We start from the raw sequence: 17,795 nt of genomic DNA on the forward strand, positions 1-17,795 counted from the left end.
TAAAGCGGTTGAATATTTTATCAAGGAAAAATTTGATTCTTTAAAACTGAAAGAGTTTAAGGAGTTTATACATTTTGGTTTGACTTCTCAAGACATTAACAACACTTCAATACCGCTCTCGATTAAAGATGCTGTAGAAAATGTATATATACCAATTTTGGAAGAGTTGATAAGTAAATTAAATCAACTATCTGAATTGTGGAAAAGCATTCCAATGCTTGCTAAAACTCATGGACAACCAGCTTCACCTACTCGATTGGGTAAGGAAATACAGGTTTTTTCTGTAAGACTTCAGGAGCAACTTACTATTTTAAAAAGCACCAAAAATGCCTCTAAATTTGGTGGTGCCACCGGAAATTTCAATGCTCATTTTGTAGCATATCCGGAAATAGACTGGAAACATTTTGGAACTCAATTTGTAGAAACCAAATTAAATCTTCATCACTCCTTTCCTACCACACAGATTGAACATTATGATCACTTGGCAGCTTTGTTTGATGCAATGAAACGTATCAATACAGTTATTATAGATTTGGATCGAGATTTTTGGACTTATATATCTATGGACTATTTCAAACAAAAAATTAAAGAGGGTGAGGTAGGTTCTTCTGCTATGCCACATAAGGTAAATCCAATCGATTTTGAAAATTCTGAAGGAAACTTAGGTATTGCCAACGCTTTGTTTGAACACCTTGCTGCTAAATTACCCGTTAGCAGGTTACAACGGGATTTGACAGATAGTACCGTTCTCAGAAATGTGGGTGTTCCTATTGGTCACACAATCATTGCCTTGCAAGCTACGTTAAGTGGGTTAGGAAAACTTGTACTCAACCAAGCTAAAATAAATGAAGATCTTGAAAATAATTGGGCAGTAGTTGCCGAAGCTATTCAAACTATTCTAAGAAGAGAAGGTTTTCCCAACCCCTATGAGGCATTAAAAGGACTTACACGTACAAATCAAAAAATTAACAGGCAATCTATTGCTGAATTTATCGACACTTTAGATATTTCAGAAATATTAAAAAAGGAATTAAAAGACATTCAACCTACTAATTTTACAGGTATCTAAATTTCGATTATAAATTTTCAACTATTAAAATTAGGAAAATAATAATTATTAATCTATCCTTAAAAATCTAACTACAAGGTTACTTCTTACATTTTTTTTAATTCAATAAAAAAAAACTGGTTTTCAATTCTTTCTAAAATTATTGTATCTTCATTCTAAGATATAGAAAGTAAAGAACAAATGATTGCTAAGTATGTTTGCTTTTTAATTATTTTATCCTCATTTACGATTTTTGCTCAAAGCAACGGAATTGAAGGAAAATACTACAACTCCACTCGTGGAGAGCCAATCTATATGCCTATCGGTAAAATTTCATTTGCAGACAAAGTTGTTGAATTCAAACAAGGAAATCAACGTGCTGCAAAAGATTTTACTGACCCCGCTCAATCACTGGGTGAACCCAATTACATCCACTATAAAGTTGCTCGTTATGTTTCACTGGGATGCGGTGGTCAGTTAACGTTAGAGTTTACTGACAATGGTTTTGTTGATATGGAAGGGCCTGATTTGTATGTATGGGAAGTTGGTCCGTCTGTTGAATCATTTCAGTTTGAAATATCAAAAGATGGGTTAAACTGGGAAGACTTAGGTTTGGTTTCAGGTGGAAAGTCATTTATTGATATTGCTCCGGTAGTAAATGATATTAGAGATATTTTTTATTTTGTAAGAATTACTGATCAAAAAGAGATTTGTACCGGAAATACTCCCGGGGCAGATATTGACGCTGTCGGCACAATCAGCGGTGTTTTAAAAATCAATTTAAGTGCTGATGTTTTATTTGATACAGCTAAATTTGACCTAAAAGACAAGTCAAATACGGCCATTGATAGTTTAGCTACTCAAATTGCTAAGGTGGGCATGGCTGAAATAATTATTGAAGGACATACTGATAGTGATGGTAGTGCCCTCTATAACCTAAGACTGTCTGAACAAAGGGCCAAAAGTGTTTTGAAAAAATTAAAAGGCAAACTGAATGATAAAGGTACTTATGAGTTTAGTAGTATTGCGTATGGTCTTACAAAGCCCCGAGCTACTAATGAAACAAAAGAAGGGAAAAAATTGAACAGGCGCGTAGAAGTAATTGTAAAACCCCACAGAGATTTCTACAATAAGGTTAATTAAATAGTTGATTTTATCATTCTGTCTTTTCCAAAAACATCTTTCTTCAGACAAATATTTTTAAACCCTTTATTCATAAGTAAAGTGACCAACTTCTCTCCAAATGCTTCATTGATTTCAAAAAAAAGCATGCCATTAGTATTTAAATTTTTTAAAGCGATATCTGCTATTTTATTATAAAACAGTAAGGGATCAATATCTGATACAAAGAGTGCGCTATGGGGTTCGTAAGAAAGTACATTTTTTTGAATGTATTGTTTTTCTGAATTTCTGATATAAGGCGGGTTTGAAACAATTACATCATAAAACTTTGGTAGTCTTGAAACTTGCAAAATATCGGTTTGAATAAACTCTACAGAGCTATTATTGAGTCTTGCATTTTTTTTTGCTATTTTTAAAGCTCCTTCAGAAATATCAATTGCTGTAAGGTTTGCGTTTTTGATATGTTTAGCTAAAGAAATAGCAATACATCCTGTACCAGTTCCGATGTCAATAATTTCAGGTGAAGCGTAACTGTTTTCCTTAATAATCCAATCCACTAGCTCTTCGGTTTCCGGTCGGGGAATTAAGGTCGAACTGTCTACTTTTATTGGAAGTCCATAAAAATATGTTTCGCCTATTATATATTGAATGGGTTTTTCTTTTTGCAGTGCTGACAAAGCAGAATCAAGTAGTTTAGTTTCTTCAGTAGTTAAAGGTCGTTGCAATTGCATTGAAACTTCTACTTTTTTTAGACCCAAAACACTTTCTGCAAGTAAGTAGAAAAAGGCGTTAATTTCTTCATTCGGATAAATTAATTGAAGTTTTTCAACAAAATGCTTTCTGTATTCTTTTAAAATCATAGTTCTTTAATCATCCAGACATTACAAGAATAATGACCGGTATCTCCCAAAGGTTTTTCAAGATTAATAAAACCCGATTTAGTGTATAGTTTTTTCGCGTCAACCATATAGGGCATCGTTTCCAAATAGCATTTTTGAAAACCAAACTCCTTAGCCTTATCCAAACAAGTTTTCATCATTCTTGCACCAACACCTCTCCCTCTTGCTTCTTGAGCAAAATACATTTTTTGAAGCTCACAAACATTTCCCTCATAATTTTCAAGTTGGCAAATACCTGCCCCTCCTAGTATTAAATTATTTTCTTCAACAACAAAATAAGCCTTTCTTTTTGAGTTATATGTTTCATACATATGGTCTAAACTTTTATCGGCATATGCAGTTCCAACTTTAGGCACACCAAATTCAATTAAAACTCCTCTAATCACTTGTGCGATTTGAGGATTATCTTCTATAGAAATGGCTCTTATAATACAATCGTCCATTCGATTTAAATATGCTATTTTTGTGTGATAAAGATAATGCTATTTTCTTGTCTAAGCATCAAATATACATACAACGCTGTATTGATTTGGCCCAAAATGCTAAAGGAAAAACCTACCCAAACCCGATGGTGGGTAGTGTGGTGGTGTACAAAAACAAAATTATTGGAGAAGGTTGGCACCAAAAATCGGGGGAAGCTCACGCTGAAGTTAATGCAATCCAATCTGTAAAAGACAAGTCTTTACTTAAAAAATCTACAATTTATGTAAGCCTTGAACCCTGTAGCCATTATGGAAAAACACCGCCTTGTGCCGATTTGATTATTTCACATTCTATTCCCAAAATTGTAATTGGATGTTTAGATCCCAACCCAAAAGTTGCAGGTCGTGGAGTTAAAAAATTAATTGAAGCCGGAAGAAAAGTGATTGTTGGGGTATTAGAAGAAAAATGCAAAAATGTAAATAAACGCTTTTTTACATTTCAACAACAAAAACGTCCTTACATCATATTGAAATGGGCTCAAACCAAAGATGGATTTATTGCTCCCAACAATCAACAATCAGGAAAACCACTATGGATAACAAGTTCAGCATCCAAACAACTAGTTCATAAATGGCGAAATGAAGAGCAAGCGATTTTAGTTGGAACAAATACTGTGTTAAAAGACAATCCACAACTTACAAACCGTCTTTGGGAAGGATCAAGCCCGGTAAGGGTTGTACTTGATCAACACCTTAAAATTGACCCTAAAGCAGCGGTGTATGATGACAGTGCTAAAACCCTAATACTCACATCTAAAAAAAACACTTCCCAAATTGCCAATCAAAACATTGTTTATGAATTAGTTGATTTCAAAAAAAACCTTCCTAAACAGATTTGTGAACTACTCTTTTGCCACAACTTACAGTCAGTTATTGTTGAAGGTGGTGCCCAAACATTAAATACTTTTATAAAAGAAAATCTTTGGGATGAAGCGAGAGTATTTATAGGAAATATTACTATTGATTCAGGAGTCAAAGCTCCAACCTTTGAATATATTTCAAAAGCATCTCAATTAATTAAACAAGACATTTTAAGCTACTATTACAATGATTAAAACCATCCTTTTTGATTTTGGTGATGTATTCTTGAATCTTGATAAGAACGCAACAAAGATTGAATTTCAAAAACTGGGTTTAAGTGAGTTTACTGATGAAATGCTAGAAATCAACAAACAATATGAAAAAGGTACAATACACACCAAAACTTTTATAGATTACTATAAAAACCAACTTTCACGGGCAACTAATCAGCAACTCATTGACTCGTGGAATTCTATTTTACTGGATTTTCCGAAACACAGACTGGCTTTCCTCGAGAAACTATCAGCTTCTAAAAAATATCAATTGCTTTTATTAAGCAATACCAATGAGCTGCATATTGATTGGATTAAACAACATATTAATGTTTATGAGCAATTCAAAAATTGTTTTGATGCCTTTTATCTTTCTCACGAAATAAACTTAAGAAAACCCGATGCTGCAATATATCAAATCATATTAAAAAACCATAAATTGAAAGCAGATCAAGTTTTGTTTATTGATGATACTAATGAAAATACACAGGCAGCAAAACAATTGGGTTTTTACATATGGAACCTGGATCCAACAAATGAAGATGTCACTGAATTATTCACTAAATTCAATCATTTACTTTGATTTATTTAATTTTTAGCATTCTGGTTTCCAGCTTATTGTACGTTGTCTTCAAGTTGTTTAAACAATTTAAAGTCAACACACTTCATGCAATTATTTGTAATTATTATATAGCTTTTCTTTTTGGAATAACAATGTCTGATTCCCAAATGACTGTAGATGAAGTTATATCTGCTTCATGGATATGGGGTACATTAATTTTAGGAGTGCTTTTTATAGTTATTTTTAATATCATGGGAATCACTGCACAACGTAGCGGTGTGGCAGTGACATCGGTAGCTACAAAAATGTCAGTAGTGATTCCTGTAGTTTTTGGCATATTTGTATACCAAGAATCCGCCAGTATATTTAAAATTATTGGAATCGTGTTAGCGCTGCTTGCAGTATACCTTTCCTCTGTAAAAAGCAAAGAAGGATTTAAATGGCGTAATATCCTCTACCCTATTTTATTGTTTTTGGGTTCTGGTATTATTGATACTTCACTAAAATACCTGGAGACTAACTTTGTTCCTCTCAATCAAATCGAAGTTTTTTCTACATTGATTTTTGGTTTTGCCGGTTTGTTTGGTTCCCTATATATATTACTTAAAAGTGATGTAAAAATTCAATGGAAAAGTGTTGTAGGTGGAATTGCCCTGGGAATACCTAATTATTATTCAATTGTTTTTATTTTGAATGCACTTGCAACAGAAGGACTAGAAAGTTCAACTGTTTTTACTGTCAATAATGTAAGTGTAGTTATGTTTTCTACCATCCTTGGCCTAATAATTTTCAAAGAAAGGTTGTTGCCAAAAAACTGGATTGGAATTGGATTGGCCATCTTAAGTATTATTTTAGTGATTTATACTTAAAATATGGAAGAAACTGACACATATAAAACAATAGAAAAGTCATCAAATGAAACTTTATTCAAAGAAAAAGGAAGTAAATTTTTTGGATATACATTTCCTGTTTCAAATGAAACTGAGGTGAACAATGCCCTTGAACAGGTCAAAATACTTCATAAAAGTGCACGTCATTTTTGTTACGCATATCAACTTGGAAGCGAGTCAATCTATTACCGTGTCAATGATGATGGCGAACCCTCAAACAGTGCCGGGATGCCAATTTATGGTCAAATACAGTCTTTTGATGTTACAAATATATTAATCGTTGTTGTACGCTATTTTGGTGGAACAAAACTGGGGGTCGGTGGCTTAATAAGTGCTTACAAAACAAGTGCAAAACTGGCACTTGAAGCTTCAAAAATTGTAGAAAAAACAATTGATATTAGATATGAAGTTGTATTTGATTATCAAAACATCAATAAAGTAATGCGCATTATAAAAGAAAAAAACTTAGATGTAGTAAATCAACAATTGGAAGTTGACTGCAAAATATGGTTGTCAATCAGAAAATCAAAAGCAAAAGAAGTTGAGAAACTTTTTGAATCAATCTATGAAGTGAACATCCATCAAATCAATTAAGAATTGAAATCAATTTCTTTTAATTTCTCCAATAAATAGTCTGGTGCCATTATAGGTTTTTTAGTCTCTTTATCAACGAAAACCAAAGTTGTTGAACCAGTCGTAATCAATTCGTTTTTTTGGTTGAAAATTTCATAATTGAATGCAATTCTAACTGTAGGAAGTTTCTGAAGCTCTGTTTTTATTGTCAGCAAGTCATCATAACAAGCAGACTGTTTAAACTTTACATTCAAATCTATCACAGGAAGTAATATGCCATTATCTTCCATCCATTTGTATGAAATACCGAATTTCCTGAGCCACTCGGTACGTCCCATCTCAAAATACTGTGCATAATTACCATAATATACCACTCCCATCTGGTCAGTTTCTGCATAACGAACGCGGGTATGGATTGTATCTTTTTTCAAAGGTTAATTTTTTTGAAAGGGTACTTTTTTTTTGTATGTTTATACACTCGCAGTATGAGAAAAAAAATTTGAATATTCAATACCCTTTAGGTTTTTTTTTTAAATAATTTGTTCACATATTTGCGTAAACAAAATCCGAGAGAAATTCATTTTCTCTTTTTTTTTCATAACTAACTAATTTTTAAAAACTACGCACCCTGGCATGAGTAAAACTGCGCAATCAGTTTGGACAAATTGTCTGTCTTTTATAGCAGATAACATCTCCCCACAAGCATTTAAAACATGGTTTGAGCCCATTCAAGCAGTGAAGCTAACTGATAACGCACTAAGCATTCAGGTTCCCAGCAAGTTTTTTTATGAGTGGTTGGAAGAACACTATGTCAAGCTTTTAAAAGTATCTTTAACGAAAGAATTAGGTGAAAATGCCAAATTAGTCTATGTGATTAAAATGGAAAACACTTATGGAAATAAACAGCCCTTTACAGAAAAAATTCCCAGTTCAAATCGTTCTCAAGTAAAATCGCAGGAAGTAGATGTTCCCACAAAAAATAAAAATCCAGAGCTCAGAAACCCTTTTGTAATACCTGGAATCAGAAATGTAAAAATCGAATCTCAACTTAATCCAAATTATAGTTTTGATAATTTTCTGGAGGGTGATTCAAATAGATTAGCACGTTCTGCCGGTCTTGCCGTTGCAAACAAACCCGGAGGGACCTCTTTCAACCCACTGTTAATATTTGGTGGTGTTGGCCTTGGAAAAACACACTTAGCGCATGCTATTGGAGTAGATATAAAGGATAAGTATCCTGAAAAAACAGTTCTCTATATTTCAGCTGAAAAATTCACACAACAATTTATAGATTCTGTTAAAAAAAACAATCGTAACGATTTTATTCATTTTTACCAAATTATGGATGTTCTCATTGTAGACGACATTCAGTTTTTATCAGGAAAATCGGGTACTCAAGATGTATTTTTTCACATTTTCAATCATCTACATCAAAATGGAAAACAAGTTATTTTGACAAGTGATAAAGCCCCAGTTGATATGATTGATATTGAACAACGTCTCTTGTCTCGATTTAAATGGGGGCTTTCCGCAGAACTGCAACACCCTGATTTTGAAACCCGCGTTTCTATCATAAAAAACAAATTATACAGAGACGGCGTTGATATGCCTGAGGAAATTATCGAGTTTTTAGCAAACAACATAAAAACCAATATTCGTGAATTAGAAGGTGCTATCATTTCATTAATTGCACATTCTTCTTTCAACAAAAGAGAAATTACTATAGACCTGGCACGAAAAATTGTTGATAATTATGTAAAACACACCAAACGCGAAGTTTCAATAGATTATATTCAAAAAGTAGTCTCTGATTATTTTCAAATGGATGTTGACACCCTTCAATCAAAAACCCGAAAAAGACACATTGTTCAAGCCAGACAACTGGCTATGTTTTTTGCGAAAAAATTCACAAAAGCATCACTTGCCAGTATAGGGTCACAAATTGGACGACGTGATCACGCTACCGTACTTCACGCTTGCAAAACTGTTGACAACCTTACTTCTACAGACAAGCAATTCAGAAAGTATGTAGATGACTTGAATAAGAAACTCACACTTTAAGACTATTCCTATGAAGACAAAAATATTAATGGTTTGTCTTGGAAATATCTGCAGATCTCCTTTAGCTGAAGGCATTTTAAAATCAAAATTAGATACTAATCGTTTTATCATTGAATCTGCAGGAACAGGACATTGGCACGTGGGAGAAATTCCTGATAAACGCAGTATCAAAGTTGCCCAAAAATATGGCATCGATATCACAACTCAAAGAGGCAGACAGTTTACTGAAAAAGACTTTAATGAGTTTGATATTATATATGTAATGGATATTGAAAACAAGAAAAACTTGTTAAAAATGGCCCCTAATGATCAATCACAAAATAAAATTAAACTAATTCTCAATGAGTTGTTTGAAAATGAAAATGTAGAGGTTCCTGACCCCTATTATGGAACAGATTCAGATTTTGAGCACGTATATAAACTACTGGATGAAGCTTCTACAGTCATAGCAAAAAAAATTTCAAGCTAAACAATACATTTAAAATTAAATAATTCACTTTCTTTTTTCTATTTTAGTAAAACTAAATACTGAAAACATAACTATTTTACTCCCCCTTTCCTATGAAAAATTATATTTTAATTATCTTCTCATTATTATTTTCTTCGATTTCTTTTTGTCAAGATCTGGAGCTGGAACTTGTTGCAGATGGTTTTAGTAGTCCCCTAGAAATCAAACATGCGGGAGACGACCGTTTGTTTATTGTTGAGCAAGGCGGACTCATTAAAATTTTAAATCCTGATGGAAGTGTTAATCCCGACCCATTTCTTAACATTTCTTCTCAAATTAGTTCAGGAGGTGAGCGCGGTTTATTGGGTTTGGCATTTCATCCTGATTACATAAACAACGGCTACTTTTATTTAAACTATACTAATACATCAGGAAACACACAAATATCAAGATTTACAGTCAGCAACGATCCTGACCTTGCAGATGAAAACAGCGAACTCCAAATGCTTACCTACAACCAACCTTTTACAAATCACAATGGAGGTCATATTGCTTTTGGACCTGATGGAAAATTATATATCTCAAGCGGAGATGGAGGAAGTGGCGGTGACCCACAAAACAATTCGCAGGACTTAACAACTTTATTAGGTAAAATTTTAAGACTTGATGTTGATGAACCTGCTCCTTATATTCCTGCCGACAATCCTTTTGTTGGAATCCCTGATGCACTTGACGAAATTTGGGCATACGGAGTACGCAATCCTTGGAAGTTTTCATTTGATAGTGATACTGGAGATTTATGGATAGCAGATGTTGGACAAAACGCATGGGAAGAAATTAACAAAGTAGCTTCAAGTGAAGCAGGTTTGAACTATGGATGGCGTTGCTATGAAGGAACAAACCCATTCAATACTGCTGGATGCCCCCCTGTTTCAGAGTTAACATTTCCAATAGCTGAATATGGAAACTCCGGATCAAGATGCTCAATTACAGGAGGCTATGTTTACAGAGGAAGTGAATTTCCGGCAATCAATGGTTTTTACTTTTTTGCAGACCTTTGTAGTGGTGAAATAGGAACCGTAAATCCAGACGAAAATTTAATATTTCACGGTAATCTGGGAGCCGGAACAATCACCAGTTTTGGGGTTGACAATCAAAATAATTTATTTTTATCAGCATTTTCAGGCGGTTCTATTTATAAAATAATTGACAACACGCCACTTTCGTTAGAAGATGAAAATATGAATTCATTCAGTATTGTACCTAATCCCGCACAAAGTTTAGTTACAATAAGTACAGTTGCAAAACAAATTTCAACTATAAAAGTATTGGATTTAAAAGGCTCTATAGTAAAAGTTTATGAAGGAGAAAACAATAAAACTCAAACTATTGATGTATCTGAATTAAAAAGTGGCTTTTATTTTATTGCTGTAGAAGAAAGCACCGGAAACTATTTATATAAAAAAATAATGATTCAGTAAAGTGACCAACTTTCCAGAAAAAGGCAAAATTTATTTAATACCAACTACTTTAGGTGAAACCAATCCTTTGGAAGTATTACCGCTTTCAGTAAAAAAAATTATTGAGCAAATAGACTATTATATAGTAGAAAATGAAAAATCAGCCAGAGGTTTCATCAAAAGTATTTGCCCTGGAAAATCACAATCAAAACTTATCATATCACTACTTAATAAGTTTACAGACCCAATCGAGATTCCAGACTTTTTGGATCCTTGTTTAGATGGAATTGACGTTGGAATCATTTCAGAGGCCGGTTGTCCAGGAATCGCCGACCCGGGTGCTGAAATTGTCAAGCTTGCACACCAAAAAAAAATAAGCGTCGTACCAATGGTTGGACCGTCATCTATTCTCTTGGCTATGATGGCAAGTGGAATGAATGGTCAAAGCTTTGCTTTTAACGGGTATTTGCCCATTGATAAACAGCAGCGTAAAAAAGAAATAAGACGTCTCGAGAAAAGGTCTTTTGAAGAAAATCAATCTCAGTTATTTATTGAAACACCCTACAGAAACGATGCCTTTTTAGGTGACCTTATAGCTACCTTACACCCAAATACCAAAGTGTGTGTTGCCTGCGATATTACTTTAGCTACTGAATTGATTCAAACAAAGACAACTGAAGAGTGGAAAAAAACAAAGGTTGACCTTCATAAAAGACCAACCTTATTTATTTTTCATAAAGAGTTTTAATTTACACCCTGTGAATTACTTTTGCATTTTTAACTGGTATGATATGTGATGTATCATAACCTGAAAACTTTTTCAAATAATACCTCACAGAAGTTCCAAATCCATCAGTAAAAACATCTTGACCTCCACTTCTTAAAAACTTTTTCACATTCCCGGGTCCTGCCAAATGTGCTGCTGCAAGAATTCCGGATTCTGTTATGTATACCCCGTTTACATAAGTGCCGGAAAACCTTTTAATATCTCGTTGTAAAACCCATTTATTTCGAGCTGTATAGGTTTTGAATGCAGTTTCCTGAAGTTTCGGATTATTAAGGAACATATTGGAGTCTTTAATTCCTATCAAGTTAAGCGTTGCACGACCAAATTGATATTTTCCCATATAACCAAAATGGTTGATTATAAAGTAGTCTCCTCTTGATTCTTTAAAAGCCAAAGCTTCTCTGAAACCCATATATGTTTTACCTAAAATTGGATAAACAACACGTTCATCCTCTTCTTCTACAATAATGTCCTCTTCAAAGGGAACAAAATAGTTTAGTTCAAGTCCATCGGTAGAATAGTATGAAAAATCATAGCTATTCTTAGACAAAAATCCCCAGCTCACCATAAAGCAAGCTATACTGATTATTGAAATACTAAAGAGTAATTTTTTCATCATAATTAATTTTTTTGAAGTAATTTTCTTACCCCTCAAAATCGCGTGCAAATATACACAAAATTACAATATGATGTTTTTCAATCTGTTAAGTAATTGATAAAGTACTATATTCTATAACTAATAACATTGAAACGTCACTATTTATAGTGTTTGAGAGAAATTTCTTTGGTTTTTACTATTTGTTAATATTCTGTTAAAAATATGCGGTTGTTTAGTGAAAAATGAGATTTAAACGCTTTTACAATCAAATCATAATAAAGCAAAATGACTTTTACCTATTAATACCTTGACGATTAATCCAATTAATATATTGTTGTCTGTTTCGATTGTGTTGTGCTAGGTTTTTAGCAAAAAGATGATATCCGGGACGAGAAACATCAGCAACAAAATAATAGTAATCATGAGTTTCATAATTTAAAACAGCTTCAATGGAACTTATATCGGGCATTGTTATTGGGCCCGGAGGTAAGCCGGAATATTTATAAGTGTTATAGGGTGAATCTGTTTCTAGGTCTTTAAATAAAACACGTTTTATAATAGTATCAAAATCACCGGTTTTCTTTTTAATTGCATAAATCACAGTTGGGTCTGCCTGCAATAACATACCTGCTTTTAATCTATTGAGATAAACACCTGCTACCTTTGGTCGTTCATCAACTTTTGCTGTTTCTTTTTGTACTATGGATGCCAACACAATGACTTCCAAAGGGGTTAAATTGAGACTGCTTGCCTTTTGAAGCCTAATTTCATTCCAAAATGTTGTGTATTCTTTTAACATTCTTTCTCTAAATGTTTCGGCAGATGTGTTCCAGTAAAATTCATAGGTATTAGGAATGTACATAGCAAGTCTGGTATTCATTGAAAAATCATTAGATTCTATAAAAGCTTCATCTTTCATAGCATTTAACAATGAAATACTATCTGCCTCTATTTGTTCAGAAATTCTACCGGCTAAGCGTTCGATAGTTTCCTGGTTGTTAAATGAAACCTGAACCGGAATATTGCCACTCCTCAAGCTGTTGACAATCTCGTTATTATTCATCCCTTTTTGAATCGCGTATTTTCCGGGCTTTAAATAACTGACATATCCCTTTTTTTGAGCAACTATGTCAAAACTTTCAATATCATTTAAAACCTCTTTCAACTGATTTCTAACATCTTTATATGTAGCATCACTTGGCACATAAATAACAACTTCATTTTGGCTGAAATCAGTATTTGGTGAAAAAATAGTGTTGTAGATGTAATAAGAAAAAATCCCGGCTCCTACCAGTCCCATTAACACTACAATCAATAATATTCGTTTGATATACATCTTAAACTTATTCAAAAATTATTGGTCTCAAAGTTAGTATTTTTAAATGTTTCACTTCTAACGAAAAATTTAAAAAAAACTGAAAACTTATTGGAGTCGATTTTTAGTTACTATCTTTGATTTCAAATATGATTTTATGGAAAGTATTAGTGTTTTTGACATGCTAAAAATTGGTGTAGGTCCTTCTAGTTCCCATACTTTAGGACCATGGCGAGCCGCACAACGGTGGATTGATGAATTGAAGACAGCTAATTGGTTTGAGGAAGTTACAGAGGTATATATTGACTTATACGGTTCTTTATCTCTTACAGGAAAAGGTCACGCTACAGATCTTGCAGCTATTTTAGGGTTAAGTGGTTATGACCCGGTCACTATTGCTATTGATACCATTGATACAGAAATTGACTTGGTTAAAAAAAACAAACATCTTGTTTTAAATGGTGAGAGAATAATTGAATTTTCAATTGAAAGTCATGTTATTTTTCATAAAAAGTTTCTTGATTTTCATCCAAACGGAATGACCTTTAGAGCCAAGCTCAAAAGCAATAAAATGATTTCTTCGACCTTTTATTCAATTGGAGGTGGTTTTGTGGTTAAAAAAGAACGGAAAAATGCCAAGAAAAAAGAAATAGCTTTTAACAAGTTTTCATTTCCTATTCACAATGCAACAGAGCTTCAAGAGGTTTGCAAAAGGGAAAATAAGAAAATTTCAGAAATTGTTTTGGAAAATGAACGCTCATTACGTTCTGATAAAGAAATTGATGAAGGTCTTAAAGCAATATGGAATGTAATGTTGGAGTCAATGTACACCGGTTGTCATACTGAAGGTATTTTACCAGGAGGCTTAAATGTTACTCGAAGATCTTTTAATACACACAAAAATTTAATTGGTGATGCCAATTATGATTCTCCTGAAAATTGGATAAATGCTATTCGAAATACAGAAGTTAAATTTCGTCAAATTTTAAAATGGGTAAGTTGTTTTGCTTTATCAGTAAATGAGGTAAATGCATCGCTAGGAAGAGTAGTTACAGCACCTACAAACGGAAGTGCTGGTGTAATTCCGGCTGTTTTAATGTATTATATGGTGATTGAAAATCACGATGCTGATTTTGAAGATATTAAACAGTTCCTATTGGTTGCCGGTGAAATAGGAAGTTTGTTTAAAAAAGGTGCCACTATTTCTGCGGCAATGGGTGGTTGTCAGGCAGAGATTGGTGTATCTTCTTCAATGGCCGCCGGGGCACTGACAGAACTTATGGGTGGCACTCCTGAACAAGTATTAATGGCAAGTGAAATTGCAATGGAACACCACTTGGGTCTCACTTGTGATCCTATTGCAGGACTTGTTCAGATACCATGCATCGAACGCAACGCAATGGGTGCCATTAAAGCAATTAACGCCAGCGAAATGGCTCTTGACGGTGACGCATCAAAGGCAAAAGTGCCCTTAGATAAAGTGATTCAGACTATGTGGGAAACGGCACAAGATATGAGTAGTAAGTACAAGGAAACCAGCGAAGGTGGACTCGCAGTTAGAGTAAACATGAGTGATTGTTAATACCAAATATGAACATATTATTTATTTTTAAAGTTCCTATAAAACTGAAATACATCAACAAATAAAATCTGCATAAATTCATTATTGAAAATAGCATACTTATTTAGTACTTTTACAAAATAAAATTTAAAAACCAATGTCGGTAGCTAAAAAGGAATATAAGCGAATCACAACCAAAACACTGGTTGATATGAAATCACGGGGTGAAAAAATATCCATGCTCACCTCCTATGATTTTACAATGGCTCAAATTGTTGATGGTGCCGGTATAGATGTAATTCTAGTGGGTGATTCAGCTTCAAATGTAATGGCCGGACATGAAACGACCTTACCCATCACTCTAGATCAGATGATTTATCACGCTGCTTCTGTAGTTAGGGCAATTTCGCGAAGCTTGGTTGTTGTAGATTTACCATTTGGAAGTTATCAAAGTGATGCCAAAGAGGCTCTGCGCTCTGCTATTCGAATTATGAAAGAAAGTGGTGGCCATGCGGTAAAAATGGAAGGTGGAAAAGAAATTAAAGACTCTATAAAGCGCATTTTGAATGCCGGAATCCCTGTAATGGGACATTTAGGTTTAACCCCTCAATCTATATATAAGTTTGGAACCTATACAGTGCGTGCGAAAGAAGAAACTGAAGCGAAACAATTAAAAGAAGATGCTTTATTGTTAGAAAAATTAGGCTGTTTTGCTATTGTACTTGAAAAAGTTCCTGCGAAATTAGCTGAAGAAGTTGCAAAAAGCCTTACAATCCCCGTGATTGGTATCGGTGCCGGAGGTGGTGTTGATGGACAGGTGCTTGTAATTCACGACATGTTAGGTATGAACACTGAATTCAGTCCGCGATTTTTAAGACGATACCTAGACTTGCATACTGAAATGACTCAGGCGCTTCAACAATATAGCTCTGATGTAAAATCAGGTGATTTTCCCAATGAAAATGAACAATATTAGTTTGTTTGTTTTATAATTAAAATATTTCCTTGAAAACGGTTTCAGCTAAAGATAACTTACAAATACTATATGAAGACAATCATTTGATAGCTGTCAACAAAAGAGTTGGGGATATTGTTCAGGGAGATAGTACTGGGGATCAGCCTTTAAATGAGATAATAAAAAAATACATTGCAGAAAAGTACAATAAACCGGGTGCTGTATATCTTGGTGTAGTTCATAGATTAGACAGGCCAACAACCGGGGTGGTTCTCTTCGCTAAAACCTCAAAAGCACTCAGCAGACTCAACAATATGTTTAAAGAACGTGAAACCAGTAAAACATACTGGGCAATTGTAAAAAACCACCCACCACTTGAAAGTGACACAATTACTCATTACCTCAAAAGGAACACAAAACAAAATAAATCATATGCTTATGTAAAGGAGGTTCCCAATAGCAAAAAAGCAATTTTGAAATATGAGGTTCTTAAAAAATTAAAAAATTATTATTTGCTGGAAATTGAATTATTTACCGGAAGACACCATCAAATCAGAAGTCAATTATCCGTTTTAAAATGTCCTATAAAAGGTGATTTGAAATATGGCTTTGACAGAAGTAATCCGGATGGTGGAATTCACCTGCACGCAAGGTCTTTGAGTTTAACACATCCGGTTAAAAAAGAAAGAATCAATATTATTGCTCCAACACCTGATGAAACACTTTGGAATAATTGTAATTAAATTTCAATTAAATTATTTTTAACCGCATAAATAACCAGTCCTACTCTGCTTTTTATTTGCAATCTTTCAAATAATTTTTCTCTGTAACCATCAATTGTTCTTGGGCTTAGATTCATAATATCGGCTATTTCCTTATATGTATTTTCAGTACACGCGAGTTTAATAAAAGTGATTTCGTTTTCTTTAAATTCAAAATTTGGAATGTTTTTTTTCCCATTTAAAACATCCATTAATATTTCATTTATTTGTTCAGAATAATAAAACCCCTGATCAATGGTTTGAATTAATGCATGTTGTAAATCTTCTGGATTGATGTTTTTTAACAAGTAACCTTTTGCTCCTGTTTTTATCATTTTAATAATTAAATCTTCATCATCATCCATTGATAGCATTAGGACTTTAACTTGAGGATGTACTTCTTTTAACCAAATTAAGGTTTCATATCCGTTTAAAATTGGCATATTGACATCAAGTAATATTATATCAGGCAATACTTCTGACTGAGCCAATTTTTCTTTTAAATTTAAGCCGTTTGATGCCGTAAATAAAACCTCAAATCTGTTAAAAGAATCAATCATTTTTCCTAATGAGCTTGCAAACAACAGGTGGTCGTCTACAATAACAATATTATAATTTTGAATATTTTTCACGATGCTACTAGTGTGTATGAAAGTTTTAATTTGGTACCTTTATTAATTTTTGAGTTTAAGAAAAACTGAGCGCCTATCATTTCTGCTCTTGAAGCCATATTTTGTATGCCTGAACTTTCAGTTTTTTGAGTAGTATCAAAGCCCAATCCATCATCTTCAGCCTCAATTAATAGTTTATTATTTTGATAATTAAAATGCATTATAATTCTGTTTGCTTTTGAATGTTTTATCGAATTTGATAAGAATTCCTGTAATATTCTAAATATAATGATCTCATCAGTATCAGATAGTTTAAAGTAGTCACCTTTGATTTCAAAGTTGGTTGTTGCATATTTAAGACGCTCTATTCGCTCTAATTCAATTTCTATGGTTCGTAATAAACCGTTTTTTTGAATAACTTCACTGTTCAAAGTCTTTGATAAGGTTCTCACTTCATGAACTGTTGTATTTACCAAATCTTTTGTCTCATCAATTTGTGACTTAAAATTTTCGGGTGCAAGGGGTTTCATCATATTCAATTGCATATTTACAACTGAAAGTAATTGTCCAATATTGTCGTGTAACTCCC

General features: G+C 33.4%; 20 protein-coding genes. 13 read left to right on the forward strand and 7 right to left on the reverse strand.

Annotation, left to right across the window (positions count from 1 at the left end; genetic code table 11):
- Both purB and AACY61_RS00445 read left to right on the forward strand, forming a co-directional pair.
- Nucleotides 1-1,069: adenylosuccinate lyase (purB, locus tag AACY61_RS00440; RefSeq protein ID WP_339609092.1), on the forward strand; the 1,069-nt coding region annotated here is incomplete at its 5' end.
- Between the two features lie 180 nt (nt 1,070-1,249).
- Nucleotides 1,250-2,191: an OmpA family protein gene (locus tag AACY61_RS00445; protein WP_339609094.1), complete on the forward strand. Its 942-nt coding sequence runs from the start codon at nt 1,250-1,252 to the stop codon at nt 2,189-2,191.
- Here the strand turns inward: AACY61_RS00445 and prmC are convergent.
- The gene (gene prmC / locus AACY61_RS00450; RefSeq protein ID WP_339609096.1) at nt 2,188-3,030 is read right to left on the reverse strand and encodes a peptide chain release factor N(5)-glutamine methyltransferase; all 843 of its coding nucleotides are present in this window, start codon (nt 3,028-3,030) and stop codon (nt 2,188-2,190) included. The two genes, AACY61_RS00445 and prmC, sit on opposite strands and share 4 nt — an antisense overlap.
- On the reverse strand, nt 3,027-3,512 hold the full coding sequence (locus AACY61_RS00455; RefSeq protein ID WP_339609098.1) for a GNAT family N-acetyltransferase: 486 nt from the start codon (nt 3,510-3,512) through the stop codon (nt 3,027-3,029). Before AACY61_RS00455 ends, prmC begins: the two co-directional genes overlap by 4 nt.
- A gap of 47 nt (nt 3,513-3,559) precedes the next feature.
- Between AACY61_RS00455 and ribD the strand changes: the two genes are divergently transcribed.
- The 4 genes from ribD (at nt 3,560) to AACY61_RS00475 (ending at nt 6,670) form a co-directional block, all read left to right on the forward strand.
- On the forward strand, nt 3,560-4,606 hold the full coding sequence (gene ribD / locus AACY61_RS00460; protein WP_339609125.1) for a bifunctional diaminohydroxyphosphoribosylaminopyrimidine deaminase/5-amino-6-(5-phosphoribosylamino)uracil reductase RibD: 1,047 nt from the start codon (nt 3,560-3,562) through the stop codon (nt 4,604-4,606).
- Nucleotides 4,599-5,207, forward strand: coding sequence for an HAD family phosphatase (locus AACY61_RS00465; RefSeq protein ID WP_339609100.1), 609 nt, complete (start codon nt 4,599-4,601; stop codon nt 5,205-5,207). The genes ribD and AACY61_RS00465 overlap by 8 nt, the downstream gene beginning before the upstream one ends.
- 131 nt (nt 5,208-5,338) lie before the next feature.
- Nucleotides 5,339-6,055: an EamA family transporter gene (locus AACY61_RS00470; protein WP_339609101.1), complete on the forward strand. Its 717-nt coding sequence runs from the start codon at nt 5,339-5,341 to the stop codon at nt 6,053-6,055.
- A gap of 3 nt (nt 6,056-6,058) precedes the next feature.
- Complete coding sequence (locus AACY61_RS00475; RefSeq protein ID WP_339609103.1) at nt 6,059-6,670, forward strand: YigZ family protein; 612 nt, start codon at nt 6,059-6,061, stop codon at nt 6,668-6,670.
- Here AACY61_RS00475 and AACY61_RS00480 read toward each other — a convergent pair.
- Nucleotides 6,667-7,080 carry a thioesterase family protein gene (locus AACY61_RS00480; protein WP_339609105.1) on the reverse strand — a complete coding sequence of 138 codons (414 nt, stop codon included), beginning with the start codon at nt 7,078-7,080 and terminating at the stop codon, nt 6,667-6,669. The two genes, AACY61_RS00475 and AACY61_RS00480, sit on opposite strands and share 4 nt — an antisense overlap.
- Before the next feature lie 202 nt (nt 7,081-7,282).
- On the opposite strand from AACY61_RS00480, the gene dnaA reads away from it, so the two are divergent.
- The 4 genes from dnaA to AACY61_RS00500 all read left to right on the forward strand — a co-directional run bounded on the left by dnaA (nt 7,283) and on the right by AACY61_RS00500 (nt 11,366).
- Nucleotides 7,283-8,710 carry a chromosomal replication initiator protein DnaA gene (gene dnaA, locus AACY61_RS00485; RefSeq protein WP_339609107.1) on the forward strand — a complete coding sequence of 476 codons (1,428 nt, stop codon included), beginning with the start codon at nt 7,283-7,285 and terminating at the stop codon, nt 8,708-8,710.
- A gap of 10 nt (nt 8,711-8,720) precedes the next feature.
- Nucleotides 8,721-9,179 carry a low molecular weight protein-tyrosine-phosphatase gene (locus AACY61_RS00490; RefSeq protein WP_339609109.1) on the forward strand — a complete coding sequence of 153 codons (459 nt, stop codon included), beginning with the start codon at nt 8,721-8,723 and terminating at the stop codon, nt 9,177-9,179.
- A gap of 92 nt (nt 9,180-9,271) precedes the next feature.
- The gene (locus AACY61_RS00495) at nt 9,272-10,639 is read left to right on the forward strand and encodes a PQQ-dependent sugar dehydrogenase (protein ID WP_339609111.1); all 1,368 of its coding nucleotides are present in this window, start codon (nt 9,272-9,274) and stop codon (nt 10,637-10,639) included.
- A 1-nt stretch (nt 10,640) separates the two neighbouring features.
- Nucleotides 10,641-11,366 (forward strand): SAM-dependent methyltransferase, encoded by a 726-nt coding sequence (locus AACY61_RS00500; protein ID WP_339609113.1) that lies wholly within the window; start codon nt 10,641-10,643, stop codon nt 11,364-11,366.
- 1 nt (nt 11,367) lies between these two features.
- Here the strand turns inward: AACY61_RS00500 and AACY61_RS00505 are convergent, their stop codons facing one another.
- Both AACY61_RS00505 and mltG read right to left on the reverse strand, forming a co-directional pair.
- A complete protein-coding gene (locus tag AACY61_RS00505) occupies nt 11,368-12,024 on the reverse strand; it encodes a peptidoglycan-binding protein LysM (RefSeq protein ID WP_339609115.1) in 657 nt (218 codons plus the stop codon).
- Nucleotides 12,025-12,295: 271 nt separating this feature from the next.
- Nucleotides 12,296-13,339, reverse strand: coding sequence for an endolytic transglycosylase MltG (gene mltG, locus AACY61_RS00510; protein ID WP_339609127.1), 1,044 nt, complete (start codon nt 13,337-13,339; stop codon nt 12,296-12,298).
- Nucleotides 13,340-13,475: 136 nt separating this feature from the next.
- On the opposite strand from mltG, the gene AACY61_RS00515 reads away from it, so the two are divergent.
- The 3 genes from AACY61_RS00515 to AACY61_RS00525 all read left to right on the forward strand — a co-directional run bounded on the left by AACY61_RS00515 (nt 13,476) and on the right by AACY61_RS00525 (nt 16,577).
- Nucleotides 13,476-14,900, forward strand: coding sequence for an L-serine ammonia-lyase (locus AACY61_RS00515; RefSeq protein WP_339609117.1), 1,425 nt, complete (start codon nt 13,476-13,478; stop codon nt 14,898-14,900).
- Nucleotides 14,901-15,036: 136 nt separating this feature from the next.
- Nucleotides 15,037-15,855 carry a 3-methyl-2-oxobutanoate hydroxymethyltransferase gene (panB, locus tag AACY61_RS00520; RefSeq protein WP_339609119.1) on the forward strand — a complete coding sequence of 273 codons (819 nt, stop codon included), beginning with the start codon at nt 15,037-15,039 and terminating at the stop codon, nt 15,853-15,855.
- Nucleotides 15,856-15,878: 23 nt separating this feature from the next.
- Nucleotides 15,879-16,577 carry an RluA family pseudouridine synthase gene (locus AACY61_RS00525; RefSeq protein WP_339609129.1) on the forward strand — a complete coding sequence of 233 codons (699 nt, stop codon included), beginning with the start codon at nt 15,879-15,881 and terminating at the stop codon, nt 16,575-16,577.
- Here AACY61_RS00525 and AACY61_RS00530 read toward each other — a convergent pair.
- The gene (locus AACY61_RS00530; protein ID WP_339609121.1) at nt 16,574-17,227 is read right to left on the reverse strand and encodes a response regulator transcription factor; all 654 of its coding nucleotides are present in this window, start codon (nt 17,225-17,227) and stop codon (nt 16,574-16,576) included. The genes AACY61_RS00525 and AACY61_RS00530 overlap by 4 nt on opposite strands.
- The coding region (locus AACY61_RS00535) for a histidine kinase (RefSeq protein ID WP_339609123.1) at nt 17,224-17,795 on the reverse strand (572 nt) is incomplete at its 5' end. The genes AACY61_RS00535 and AACY61_RS00530, both read right to left, overlap by 4 nt.

Origin of the sequence: uncultured Planktosalinus sp., assembly GCF_963973675.1 — a bacterium.
Classification (GTDB): Bacteria; Bacteroidota; Bacteroidia; order Flavobacteriales; family Flavobacteriaceae; genus Planktosalinus.